General features: G+C 46.2%; 13 protein-coding genes. 10 read left to right on the forward strand and 3 right to left on the reverse strand.

Annotated elements, in window-relative coordinates; translation table 11 throughout:
* Positions 1-43 precede the first annotated feature (43 nt).
* The 9 genes from HGH92_RS30295 (at position 44) to HGH92_RS30335 (ending at position 9,256) form a co-directional block, all read left to right on the forward strand.
* The gene (locus HGH92_RS30295; RefSeq protein WP_168874597.1) at positions 44-1,243 is read left to right on the forward strand and encodes a DUF1028 domain-containing protein; all 1,200 of its coding nucleotides are present in this window, start codon (positions 44-46) and stop codon (positions 1,241-1,243) included.
* A gap of 175 nt (positions 1,244-1,418) precedes the next feature.
* Positions 1,419-2,114, forward strand: coding sequence for a glycosyltransferase family 32 protein (locus HGH92_RS30300; RefSeq protein WP_168874598.1), 696 nt, complete (start codon positions 1,419-1,421; stop codon positions 2,112-2,114).
* Positions 2,111-2,884, forward strand: a complete 774-nt coding sequence (locus HGH92_RS30305; RefSeq protein WP_168874599.1) for a glycosyltransferase family 2 protein — start codon at positions 2,111-2,113, stop codon at positions 2,882-2,884. The genes HGH92_RS30300 and HGH92_RS30305 overlap by 4 nt, the downstream gene beginning before the upstream one ends.
* 11 nt (positions 2,885-2,895) lie before the next feature.
* A complete protein-coding gene (locus HGH92_RS30310; RefSeq protein ID WP_168874600.1) occupies positions 2,896-4,080 on the forward strand; it encodes a glycosyltransferase family 2 protein in 1,185 nt (394 codons plus the stop codon).
* Positions 4,081-4,092: 12 nt separating this feature from the next.
* Positions 4,093-4,773 (forward strand): glycosyltransferase family 32 protein, encoded by a 681-nt coding sequence (locus HGH92_RS30315; protein WP_168874601.1) that lies wholly within the window; start codon positions 4,093-4,095, stop codon positions 4,771-4,773.
* Positions 4,774-4,785: 12 nt separating this feature from the next.
* Positions 4,786-5,805, forward strand: a complete 1,020-nt coding sequence (locus HGH92_RS30320) for a glycosyltransferase (protein WP_168874602.1) — start codon at positions 4,786-4,788, stop codon at positions 5,803-5,805.
* Positions 5,806-5,866: 61 nt separating this feature from the next.
* Complete coding sequence (locus HGH92_RS30325; protein WP_168874603.1) at positions 5,867-7,288, forward strand: condensation domain-containing protein; 1,422 nt, start codon at positions 5,867-5,869, stop codon at positions 7,286-7,288.
* Positions 7,289-7,566: 278 nt separating this feature from the next.
* Positions 7,567-8,025 carry a MaoC family dehydratase gene (locus tag HGH92_RS30330; RefSeq protein ID WP_168874604.1) on the forward strand — a complete coding sequence of 153 codons (459 nt, stop codon included), beginning with the start codon at positions 7,567-7,569 and terminating at the stop codon, positions 8,023-8,025.
* 394 nt (positions 8,026-8,419) lie between these two features.
* Positions 8,420-9,256, forward strand: a complete 837-nt coding sequence (locus tag HGH92_RS30335) for a hypothetical protein (RefSeq protein ID WP_168874605.1) — start codon at positions 8,420-8,422, stop codon at positions 9,254-9,256.
* 14 nt (positions 9,257-9,270) lie between these two features.
* Here HGH92_RS30335 and HGH92_RS30340 read toward each other — a convergent pair whose 3' ends face one another.
* Together HGH92_RS30340 and HGH92_RS30345 are read right to left on the reverse strand one after the other, a co-directional pair.
* Complete coding sequence (locus HGH92_RS30340) at positions 9,271-10,227, reverse strand: amidohydrolase family protein (RefSeq protein ID WP_168874606.1); 957 nt, start codon at positions 10,225-10,227, stop codon at positions 9,271-9,273.
* Positions 10,228-10,293: 66 nt separating this feature from the next.
* Positions 10,294-10,863: a Crp/Fnr family transcriptional regulator gene (locus tag HGH92_RS30345; protein WP_168874607.1), complete on the reverse strand. Its 570-nt coding sequence runs from the start codon at positions 10,861-10,863 to the stop codon at positions 10,294-10,296.
* A gap of 340 nt (positions 10,864-11,203) precedes the next feature.
* On the opposite strand from HGH92_RS30345, the gene HGH92_RS30350 reads away from it, so the two are divergent.
* Positions 11,204-12,217 (forward strand): glycosyl hydrolase family 18 protein, encoded by a 1,014-nt coding sequence (locus HGH92_RS30350; protein WP_168874608.1) that lies wholly within the window; start codon positions 11,204-11,206, stop codon positions 12,215-12,217.
* 55 nt (positions 12,218-12,272) lie between these two features.
* On the opposite strand, the gene HGH92_RS30355 is transcribed toward HGH92_RS30350, so the two are convergent.
* Complete coding sequence (locus tag HGH92_RS30355) at positions 12,273-13,142, reverse strand: glycerophosphodiester phosphodiesterase family protein (RefSeq protein ID WP_168874609.1); 870 nt, start codon at positions 13,140-13,142, stop codon at positions 12,273-12,275.
* Between the last annotated feature and the right edge of the window lie 4 nt (positions 13,143-13,146).

The raw sequence follows: 13,146 nt of genomic DNA on the forward strand, positions 1-13,146 counted from the left end.
GGGATTTCTGCTATTAAGAGGACATATCGCTGTAATAATATTGATGTTATCAACTTTTGTCAGCGCACAGAATCTTCCAAGCCTGTTATCCGGACGTGATATCAACAGCACATTTGCCATTGTGGCATACGATAAGGCGACACAGAAATGGGGCGTGGCAGTGGCAACCAATAATATATATGTCGGTAATTCAACCGTCTATATAGAACCAGGCGTAGGGGCGGCAGCCGTCATTGCAGAAACGGAGCCCGTATATGGTATCAATGCACTCAAAAACCTGAAACAAGGACATTCTCCGGCGCAAGCCGCTCAATACACCATACAGACAGACTCTATGCCTGATTACCGTCAATTGGGAATTGTAGACAGAAACGGCCGGACCTTCGGATATACCGGTCATGCATTGTCTTATTGGAAAGGATACGCAGGACACAGAACAGGACCAGGATATGTGGTAATGGGGAACCAGCTGGCAGATAGTGTGCTGGTGAGAATGGCGGACGGATATGAAAAGACTGCCGGGTCCTTTGCACAAAGATTATTGGCTGCATTGAGCGCCGGACAGGCGGCGGGAGGACAACTCTCAGGAAAACAATCGGCAGCGCTAAGGGTAGACGGAATGAATACCTCCTGGAACAACCGGATTGATTTGAGGGTGGATAATGACGTTGATCCTGTCAGCAGCCTGCAGACTTTGCTGAACTATCACGAGGGACGTATTATATTAAACAGGTCTGTTGCAGCTATACAATGCGGTAAAACAGACACCGGGAAACAATTGCTGTCGCAGGCGACTGCACTTTTGAAAGGATGGTTCGGCATGTACGGCAAACTGGCGACTGCCTTTATTATGACCGGAGAAGAGGAAAAAGCCATACAGATCATTCAGGATGCTTTACAACATCAGGAAGGCTGGAAGGAAAACCTGTCCGCTTTCTATTATCTGGAGAAACATGATTCCTTCCGGAAATTATTGAATGAATCAGCATTCTCAGTAAAAGACTGGGCAGCTGCTATTCAGCAGGAACTGAATATGGGGAAAAATACCGCTGCACTGGCATTGGCAAAACAAATGACAACGAAGTATCCCACGTCCTCCCACTTGCAGTATCTGCTGGCTAAAGCAATGTTGGCAAACGGAAACAGACCAGATGCCTGGGAGAGCCTGCACCGCGCCATCAAAATCGACCCGGAAAACGGTGATGCAAGAAGGATGCTGGCGAAAGAATTCAGCAAGCCATAAAGAATAACCCTGATCATAAAATCTTCAATACCCCTTACTGCATAGACATCTTCGCCGGGAACGATGTGCGATACGCTTTTTAAGCCACTTTATTCCACTTTTTATTTCTCTTTTGTTTTTCTCTGTACAAGAGAGGGATATCTCCTTGAATGTTAAACCAATAATATCATTTATTATGAGAATACCACGTGTCCTTCATCAAACATGGAAGAATCGCGATATTCCGGAAGAGTTTGAGCGTATGTCCCAAACCTGGAAAGACAAACACCGCGGCTGGGAACATGTTTTCTGGACTGATGAAATGAACCGGAATTTTATTAAAGAACATTTCTCTTTCTTTTTATCAATTTATGATAACTACCCCACTAATATTCAACGTGTGGATGCCGTCAGATACTTTGTGCTCTACAAATACGGCGGCTTTTTCATAGACCTCGATTTCGAATGCCTTGCCAATATAGAACCCCTTGTAAGTAATACTTCGTGTGTGTTCGGGAAGGAACCTTTGGAGCACTGCCTCATTCATCAGAAGGATGTTATTATCAGCAACGCATTTATGGGGACAGTGCCGGGTTTTCATTTTTTGGGCGCATTATGTAAAGAGCTGGAAGCCGACAGACAGCTGACGGACCATCCCAATAACAAGGTGTTGGAGGTAACCGGTCCCTTTATGCTGTCCCGCCTGTACAATGACTATAAGAGAAAAGACGATATTCTCCTGCTTGACGCCGATCTTATCTACCCGCTGACCAAAGACGAGTTGGAGGACTGGAACGGAACACAGCAAAATCAAGCCATACAGCAGAAATTGGAACGTGCGTATGGAATTCATCACTATGCCGGTACCTGGTGGAAAAAAAATCTCGTATGAGTATTAAGATACCCGTTATAAGCTGTGTCTGCGTGACAAGGAATAAACCGCAGATGCTGAAAAAAGTAATAGCTTGTTTTACTGCACAGTCCTATCCGGAAAAGGAACTGGTCATTGTCTATGAAGACGACGATGTTGCTACGGACGAACTGGTCAATGAAGCCGCAATAATCTCCAGAGATGATATTCAGCTGGTGAGAATAAAATCGTTTCCCAAAACCACGCTGGGGGAACTAAGGAACATAGGCATACAAACCGCCAAAGGAGAATTTATTTGCCAATGGGATGATGATGACTGGTACCATAAGGACCGCCTGGCTGAACAGTACAATGCCGCGGTAAATCATGACCGCGAAGGAGCGGTAATGACCCGGTGGCTGGTGTTTGATGCCATTGATAGGCAGGCTTACATTTCCAACAAGCGGATGTGGGAGGGAAGTGTGTTGTGCCGGAAATCGGTCCTTCAGCTGATGCCTTATGAAGATAAGACCATTGGTGAAGACAGTGCTACGATTGACTACCTGGTGTCACAAAAATGCCTTCATCCTATGAATGGTGTGCCGGGCTTGTATATCTACATATATCATGGTGGCAACACATGGAATTTTGATCATTGGAGCTATATTTTTGAATGCAGTACGGCTTTGTCATACGATCATTCGCAGTGCATTGCAGATATTCTGGATGGTAACTATACTGTTTACGCAGGTTCTTTATTACTTGATAAAATACTGCAAAGTGAATATATAGATAAAAGAATACTCGGTTAAAACTAAACTATATGTGGTTTTGGGATTTGTTACTGGGTATATATTGCCTGAAAATACTGATCTGGTTTGGCCTGTTGCTCACCAGGAAGGTCCGGCCTGAAAAGCCTTTGCAACAGATGGAGAATGAGATACTGTCTGTAGATGTTCTGTTGCCGATGTACAACGAGGAGCGGGTGGTTGTGAAAACGATTGAGAACCTGCTGAACATTGATTATCCGGGCTGCAACATTATAGTGGTAGACGACGGCTCATCTGACGATAGCTATCAGGTCGCCTGTCAGCACTTTGGTGATCATCCCAGGGTGCGGATTGTACGTCAAAACAATGCCGGCAAATCAGCGGCCTTAAACAGGGCAATGAATTTATCGGAAAGCGATATTATTGTCTGTGTAGACGCGGACACATTGGTGCGGGCTGATATCATGGATATTATATTGCCCTGTTTTCAGGATAAAAAAGTGGCTGCTGTTTCGGGATATATAAGGGTGGGAAATAAGGTTAATTTACTCACGCATATGCAGTTTATCGAATACATCACGCTGCAGAACTTTGAGCGGTCGGTATTTGAAGATGTGAATGGCATACTGGTGGTGCCGGGCGCGTTGGGTGCCTTTCGCCGCGAGGTCGTAAAGAGCCTGGATGGCTTTACATCAAAGGCGCTGGCAGAAGACTGTGATATTACCCTGAGGATGTTGTGCGCAAATTACGTGATCAAAAATGCCGCAGAAGCTATTTCGTTTACAGAAGCGCCGGATACTGTCAACATGTTTTTTAAACAACGGGTAAGATGGACGGTAGGATTAGTGCAGGGACTGCTGCGATACGCAGGCCAGCTGACCAGGCATCCCAACAAGGCATTAGCTTTTATCGTTTTGCCATATACCTGGTGTTTTAGGATTGTCCTCCCTTTTTTGGTCCCGCTGGCGGACTATTTTTTTCTCGCCGGTTATTTCCTTTTGGGGAACCATGAACTCCTGCCAGTCTATCTGATCTGCATGGCAGCGGAAACCTTTATCACAGGCTTTATCCTGGTATCGGAAAAGCAGCGCTTCAATCCCCTGCAGCTGATCTTTATGCAGAAAATTTTCAGACACCTGGTCCTGTTTTCCTACGTGTGCATCTTTTTAAGATGGACAAAGGGAAGTTTGTATAAATGGAATAAAATACCAAGACAGGGAAATGTTGAACTCGATTAACCACGGTCCATTATGATTCCCCGTATTATTCATCTGATCGGCGCTACGCAGCAGCCACCACAGATATGTGTTCCTTATATAAACAGGATGCGCGCATTGCATCCGTTGTGGCAGATAACCATCTGGGACGACGTGGCGGCGCTCACCCTGGTAAGAACGCATTTCCCCGATTGGGAATATTGTTACCAGAACTACCAGGCCCCGGTGCAAAGGACTGACATACTCAGAGTAATGCTGGTTTATTTGTATGGTGGCTTTTACCTGGACATGGACATACTGTGTTTTAAAAGCCTGGACGACCTTTGCAGCCACAATCTCGTATTGGGTGTGGAAAAAAAACTGTCCCCGATAGAATCCCGTAAGCTTCATCATACTTATCCCACCAGGATTGCCAATTATATGTTTGGCAGCAAGCCCGGGCACCCATTTTGGCTGGATTTTCTTGCGGAAGCCGGAAAGCGGGCAAAGGTGGCCATAAAATCGGAATCAGATGTACTGGAAACAACCGGCCCTGGGTTGCTAACAAATGTATACCACGAAAGTGAAGCCAGGTATGACGATATTACCTTGTTGCAAAATGAAAAAGAAGCCTGCTGGAAATCATGCGGGCCTGCATCCTGTCATTTTGGAACATATGCGGTACATCTGCATATGGGGTCTTGGCGTTGGGAGGCAGCTCCCGTAACTATTTAAATATCCGCTTTAATGATGAATACGCAAGATTTGCAACCAATGAAATTGCAGGACGAAATATTGGTGCTGGAAACCTATAGCGCCCACGAATCGGCTTATGATGGTCTCTCCGGATTGTTTAACTCCGTAAAGGATATCGGTAGAATAGTGGAAGATACGGCCGCTGTTTGTGGAGCGAAGGTGCTGGTATGCGGGATAGGACCGCTTTATCAGCACAAGATATCACCCCTGAATAAGAACGTTATTTTTACCACGTTTGAATCCGATCAACTGCCGGAGGAATGGGTAAGAACGATCAATCACTATCAGCATTGTATTGTGGCGCATGCAGCTATTAAAGAAGTGTTTATTGCGTCCGGCATTCGTATACCCGTCAGCGTGCTACATAACGGCTATCAGCGGTATACGAGACAGGAGGACGGAAAGGTAAAGCATACATCTTTTAATATCGGTTTTTTGGGTATTCCCGTCAGCCGGAAGAACCTGATAAAATTATATGAAGCATGTAAACAACTGCAGCAGACAATGATTCCGGAATTACAATTGTATGTGCATGTAGCTACGTTTTACGACTGGCTGGACCCCACGCCTTTTGGAGAAATGAAAATGGACAAGATGGTACACTGGACAACGGGCAAACTTACTCCGCAGGAAGTCTCCGATTGGTATAGTCATTTGTCGGCTTATGTTTTCCCTTCCAGCGGAGAAGGGTGGTCATATACACCGAGAGAGAGTTTGTATTTGGGGATACCTGCCATTATTTCGGATATTCCTGTGCATCGGGACCTGATAGAAACGGGTTTTTATAAGCGGATCAAAACATCGGGAAAAATTCCTGCTGATTTCAATGGCGTCGTTCACGGTAGTTGGGACAATATCGAAACAGATGATATCAGAGACGCTATTGCAGATGTCTACCGGCGTCACGGGCATTTTCTGAATAAAGCCGCGCAGGGAGCGGAATGGATAAAGAACCACTGGAAGAATGAAGATATCGCCAGTGAGATCATTGACCTGTTCAGAACATTGTAAGGAAGGTTGCACGAGCAACCCCGTTTTATAAATAATTCAATAACGAAATAATAGAGAGACTATGAGTCTTATTCCGACTATCATTACCGAACCTTCGATTGGACAGCAGGCATACCTGAAACACCTTCAGACGGCCGGTCCTGATGCTATACCGGATTATGTTACCATTAGTATAGACATGGACGAATTGCATAGGGAGGCAGTTGGAAAAACCATTTCCTTTTTTGTAAAGAGACATGAAAGTTTAAGGACAGTATTTCCACTGATTGATGACGAGGTGAAACAGGCCGTGGTGGATTACGACGAACAACGATTTGGGGTAGAATATATAGCTGTGGGGACTTCTGACGTGTTTTCCCCGGCGGTCAAAGAAGAATGTTTTGAAAGAGCCGGACGTATTTTTTCGGATATACAAAACGGACCGCTTGTAAAGTTCTTTGTGTTTAAGGAAACATCCGATGGTTATCGGTTTTATATGCTCATACATCATATCATTTGTGATGGATGGTCTATAGAACTTATCGGGCGGGAGCTGCGCTTGCTTTATCAGTTTTATGCATCCGGGATAGAACCGGACATAGCTCCATTAAGCTTCCAGCTTAGGGATTACTGCCGGAAACAGAATGAATGGCTTCGTGGAAGCAGGGATGCATTGGAGCGATTTTGGAAAAACAGGGTGTCGGGTTACGATAGTTTGTTTAACATCAACAATTTTTACGAGGGATACCTTCAAAGAGGAAATGAAAAATTGTTGCGGACAGAAACGGGCCGGGAGAATATGAGCATAGATGACTTACTCCGGACATACCGGCATCCTAAAGCCCTTGCCCGTAACAGTACCGTATCCGGAGATCGCTTTACAAATATGAAGATGTTGGCAGGAGCTAATCATTGTACAATATCTTCTATCGTATACGCAAGCTTGTATATATTCCTGTTTTGCTATACCGATAAACAGAGGATACTGTTGGCAGCATTGATAGCTGACAGATTTACACAGGAAAACCAGCTTTTGATTGGCTGTCTTCTTGGTGGGGTTTATTTTCCCCGGGAGATAGCCGGACATTGTACTATTAATGATTTTATCAGTGAGACGTTCCGCGATGTATTTGCTAATTGCAGGAATATTATACCCAGTCACGAATACTTACACCTTGATGCCGTGAAGCTGCATGTGAGTACTGACATATACATTAATTATCAGCAGGAACAAGACAGGCTGGCCCCTGATAAAGAAGAAAGTGAAGAGCATTATGAAATACCGGGTATTTTTTATCCTTTGGATTTCATGATTACCGAATATACGGATGGACTGCATTTCAAGTGGAAATATAATAAATTGTTGTTTGAGGAAGAGTTGATCGATGATATGATACAGTGTTACGACGATGTACTGGATTTTATTGCATTTAACGGCGATAAAACACTGGGAGAAGCATGCGCGTATAGTAAAACCGCTAATCGATCGCTTCCTGAGTTGTAGCGCTCCGCATAGAGAAACTAACAGAATGAAGGGCCCTCGGAAGAGGGCCTTTTTATTTTATACGCCTGGCAGACCAAATATGATGTATTGACGGATTGCATAGTAAGCAGTTTCTTATTCCGCTGATGAAACTATAGGTCAACTGTCTATGCCCTGAAAATTTTTACCAAAACATTCATTTTGAACGTTTTTTTGAATATTTTTACCCCCTTTAATAAAGGCTTGATATCATTAATAAAACGATCTGTCAGGCCCTATTTGAATGCAATTTACATAACATGCTGATAATCAACAATTTCGAAGAGTACAAGGCGCATCTTGGCAAAGAGTTAGGTGTTTCCAACTGGCATACAATAGACCAGGAACAGATTAATAAATTTGCCGATGCAACGCTGGACCATCAATGGATTCATACAGATGCAGAAAGAGCGAAGCAGGAAGGCCCTTTCCATGCCACCATTGCTCATGGCTATTTAACACTGGCATTGATACCCTATCTCTGGAAGCAGATTGCAGATGTGCGCAATATTAAAATGGAAATAAACTATGGCATAGAGAGTTTTAAATTTGGACAGCCTGTTCTGGTGGACAGCGAAGTGCAGCTTAAAGCCAAACTCAATGAGATAGTGAATTTAAGAGGCGTTACCAAAGTGGTGATTGAGGCCACGCTTAATATTAAAGGTCAGCAGAAACCGGCCTACACCGGCAATGTAGTTTTCCTGTACCATTTTATTTGATGCCGGGAGAAAATTAAATAAATACCAACACAGCATAACAGCAGGTCTGTTTTTCGTTTAGGCGCTGTGGTTACCTAACAACTGTAAACGATATTAAGGGCGAGGGGCTGTCTCAAAGATAATTTGGGACAGCCCCTCGCCTTTGAGAAAATAGAAGTCATTATTGTTTAATATTTTAATCCCCCATAATCCCTGATTGTTTATAGCCCGAACAAAAAATTAATGAAGGCCAGGTTTATGGAAATCCATCTTTGGGGTTGACAACGCACTGCCAATGAGGGAATAGGTTTATTTTTTCCCTTGAAGACACTGATTTTCAGTGATTAACCTTATTTTCGCGGAATGGTGAATGCCGGAAAATACCGGATTTGATATGTAACAAAAATATTCGAGCATGCCCGTGACAGAAGTTTTGATCACTGTTAAAAGTTACCCCATCGTATCTTCGCATTATGACGAACAGGTTAGTATAGCTGGTTTCAGAAGAGATGGCAGCTTTATCAGAATATACCCCATTCCATTTTCCAAAAAAACTTACGACGAACAATATCAGCTCTACGACTGGGTGGAGCTTGATCTGGTACGTAATACCAGGGACTTCAGGCTGGAAAGTTTCAGTCCGGCCACCGCAGACGCCCCGGTAAAAGTAACAGGGCACATCGGTACAGAAGATCACTGGAGCGAGCGGAAGGCGGTGGTGCTGAGAAATGTATACAAGGATATGTCTACCCTGATCGTGGAAGCGAAGCATGAAGCGTTCTATACTTCCCTGGTGGTATTTAAGCCAATGCGGATAATTGATTTTGTGGTAGAAGAGACTGACCGGGAATGGGACCCGAAACGTGTGGAGAAACTGCTGGAAGAGAAAGAACGGGGAAAAGTGTCCGAACAGCCTGAAGATTCGTTTGCCGTGATGAAGAAACTGCCGTATAAATTTTCCTACCGGTTCATGGATAGCAAAAACCAGGAGATAACGCTGCCTGTAGAAGACTGGCAGCTGGCATCGCTGTACTGGAAGATGGTGAAAAAGAACGCCACTCCTCAGAGCGAGCAGAAAGCTGTCCGTGAGATAAGAAAAAAATATCTGAATGAATATGCCCGGAACAGCGATCTGCATTTTTTCCTCGGCACTGCGCAGCAGGTACATGCCAGCAGCAAACAGCCTTTTACCATTGTTGGCCTGTTCCAGCCTACTGTACCGCCGGCAGTGATACAAGGCAGCCTGTTCTAAATAATTGGTAGCACCTAAGGGCGCAGGCCCAGCAGCCGGTCTGCATTGCCACTGGCTATCCGGGCTATTTGTTCGGCGGGCAAGGGCATACTTTCCAGGAAACTTTTACCGGCTTCATTGGTGCTGAATGGATAATCGACAGAGAACATGATATTGTCGATGCCAAAAGTGGCCAGGGCAGCCATCAGCGGAGGCTCCGTGAAAATGCCGCTGGTGGTGATGTGTACCTGGTCGCGCAGTGTTTGGCCGACAGGCCGCTGCAGCCCTATGCTTTTGCCGGCGTTCTCGGTCCGTGCCATCATCATGGGGATCATTTCTCCCATATGGCCGATGATAATCTTCAGCCGGGGATAGCGGTCGAGAGTACCGGAGAAGACTAAACGCAGTACATGCAAGGCTGTTTCCGAATGCCACCCCCATCCGTAAGCGGAGAGGACGGTGCCTGCCTGTCCGGGCAAGTCACTGTAATAAGCCTTTGCCACAGCTTCCGGCGGCAGGGCGGGATGCAGGTACAGCGGCAGCTGCAGTTGTTCCGCTCTTTCCAGCAGCGGCGCAAACGACGGATGGTCCAGGAACCTGCCATTGGTAAGCCCGTTGATCAGCGCGCCACAGAAGCCATGCTCAACGTGTGTCCGTTCCAGTTCGTCGGCGGCGGCCTGCGGAGAGGGCATGGGTAAATGCGCAAAGGCTTTGAAGCGGTCGGGGTGGGAGGCTATCCGCGCGGCAATAGCGTCGTTATACCGCGCTGCGAAGGCCTGGTCTTTTCCCGGAGGCAATAGTTCCGCTCCCTTTCCTGTTACTGACAATATCTGCACGTCAATGCCGTTGGCGTCCATAGATGCCAGGCGGGCATCGGTAATATCTGCCAGCAGCGCTTCCATCTTGTTGATGGCGGATAATTCTCCTGTTGCGCCCAGTTCCCGGGCCATGTCAGGAAAGACAATGTGTTCTTCTAATGTTACAATACGCATACATGAAATATTTGACCACAAAAGTCAAATTATCTCCCGTAGCAATCCTTGATCCGGATCAATAAATCAGCTGTCGGATTTTATTCTGCTAAGTGCTTCCTGGGTAATGTTCAGGTAATTCGCCACCAGTTTATTAGGTAACCGGAGCACCACCTGCGGGTTTTCATCGAGCAACAAACGATAACGCTCTCTGGCGCTTAGGGTGATGAAATCTTCCAGGCGCCTGGTGTTGGTCACGTAGGCATATTCAAGACAGTACCGGTAAAACAAGTCCCAGCCTGGTACATTATCTACGAGGTGATAATAATCAAGCCGGTCAATATACAACAGCTCTGAGGCTTCTACTGCCTGGGTGGCCTCTTTCAGTACCGTACCACCGATAAAGGAGGTGAGGGAAGAGGAGAATGAATTTTCGAAGGCAAAGCGCCGGGTCACTTCCCTTCCGTCCGGTTTGATAAAATACACCCGCAAACATCCTCTGTTAATAAAAAACATACGCCTGGAAGGCTCCCCGATCCGGGACACCAGTGTGTTCTTTTTCACCTGCAGGGGCTTGAAGTAAGGAAGTACCTGCTGCAGGTCGTCCTCCTTTAACGGGCTATGCGTTGTAATATGTCTGGCCAGCTGTTCGTACATGTTGAAAACACATCATTGCCCAAAAATACAGTTTGTTGTTTTTCCGGACATCAAAAAAAAATAATAAACAAATACGCCCACAAAATTGTAATTACCCCTGATGAATAATGGCCGCGTGAACAACTTTTAGTATATTCGGATAACATGAGCAACAGCGTAGCCGCATACGCAGGTTAACCAGCACCCGGATTCCACGTTTAACCCGATTGCCGGACAGTGAATAATGACAAACAACGATGGTTCCCATTGCAGCGTTTATTTTTCAGTTATCAGCCCGTGTATATGTCCCTGATGGATACATGCATGAAACATATTGTTTTTTAAACCAAATCTGAACCACATGAAAATTTCAAATCCTGTGCAAACAGCTATGGCTGCCGCATTGCTGTTCTCATCCTGCCTGCTGATGAATGCCTGCACTAAAAACCTGGCCGACAACACACTTTCCCAACAAGCTACAGACGCTGCGAAGCGGGCCGCTGTGCTCACTGGTGCTGTTACCGACAGTAGCCTGATCGCCTACAAAAAGAGCCCGCATGAAATCTACGCCGGCTTTTACCGGTTCCAGGGCCCGTGTTATGGCGCTGCGCCCAATGGCTCTAACTTTTCACAGGTGCCCGACAGTCTCGATGTGCTGATCCTGTTTTGTTTCAGTCCCAGTTCCCCGATCGCAGACAGCGTGCCCCGATGGATCAATGCCCTGCATGCAAAGGGTACCAAAGTGATCGTCACCGGCAACCTGGACCTGGCGCCGGGTGCGCCGGACAACACTACAGGTTACGCCACTACTGCGAAGCGCATCATGGACAGTATCGTTAACCGCTACGGATTTGACGGTTATGACATCGATATTGAAAGTAATCCTTCCGGTACCGAATTGACCAGGATGGCGGGAGTTTACAGCGCCTTGTCCAAATACCTGGGCCCTAAATCCGGCACCGGTAAACTGCTGACATTTGATACCAATCAAAGCGGCAGTAACAGCCTGTTCAAAAAAGTATACACCATGGTAGACTATGTATGGCTGCAGGCCTATGGTAGGGGAGCATCCACGCTTCAGTCCACCTGGAATACTTTTGCTCCGTATATCAAATCCACACAGTTCATTCCCGGTTTCTCCTTTTATGAAGAAAGAGGCTATCCCGGCAATGTGTGGTACGACGTGACTTATCCTGTAAATGGCACCGGCCGGGCTTTTGACTATGCACGGTGGGAACCTTCCGGTGGTAAAAAAGGCGGGGTATTCAGTTACGCCATCGATCGGGATGCGCCGTTAACGTCTTCTACGGACAACACGCTTTATACGCCGACTTATATCGTCAGCAAAATGTTGATACGGATTATGAATCCCTGATGAAGAATAAAACAGTCACGCCTTCATCTGACTGCGATGAAGGCGTGACTAAGTGTTATTGATGCAGCCCCTTTTTCCTCAGATATCGAAGCAGTTGCTCCGGCAAATCAGTCTGGATAACATTGGCGCGTTTGAACTTTGAAAGCAGTTGATCAAACCCGGTATTTTCGGCCTTTTTTTCCATATCGTCAAAATCTCCCAAAGCGTTGATCCATACCCGTGACCCTGCGGTGCGGATGTCGTTGATGACATTGTCTGAAAAGGAGTCGTCAATATGAATAACGGGGAATTGGCCCATTTTCAGGATGGCGGCTGTTTCCACGGCGTTATGTGCCCTTGGCATAACAGGTATTTGTTTGTCGATGCTTTGCAGGAACGGCACCTGTTGATGATCATACACGAAGAACAGCACCTGCCTGGCGGTGCCGGTAGCCTGTACCTCTTCACATGTTTTGCGGGCCGCTTCCCGGCTGTCGGCCTTGAAGTCTATATCGATGATAATATGTCCTTTGGCCAGCAATAATGCCTCTTTGAAAGTGGGGATTTTCTCGGTGGTAGGCTGCCCGTTATGCAGTAAAGGAAACTGTTGCAGTTCTGCATAGGTATAGCTGCTTACTTTTCCTTTCTTTCCTGTGGTGCGGGTGATGGTTTGGTCGTGCATAAGCACCAGCACGCTGTCTTTGGTCATCCGCACGTCCAGTTCCGCGATGTCTATGCCTTGTCTGATCGCTTCTCTGATAGCACCTAAGGAGTTTTCCGGGTAGTAGGTATGTGCCGACCGGTGTGCGGCCACCAGGACACGTTCGGGGTGCTGGTGAAAATCTTCCAGTATAGAATCAATCTTTTCTTTGGCGGTAGTCGTTTGTGCCTGGAGAGCGCTCCAGGTGCCGAGCCATGCCAGTACGATAAAAAAACAGCGTTTCATGTGG

It is taken from the genome of Chitinophaga varians (genome assembly GCF_012641275.1).
Classification (GTDB): Bacteria; Bacteroidota; Bacteroidia; order Chitinophagales; family Chitinophagaceae; genus Chitinophaga; species Chitinophaga varians_A.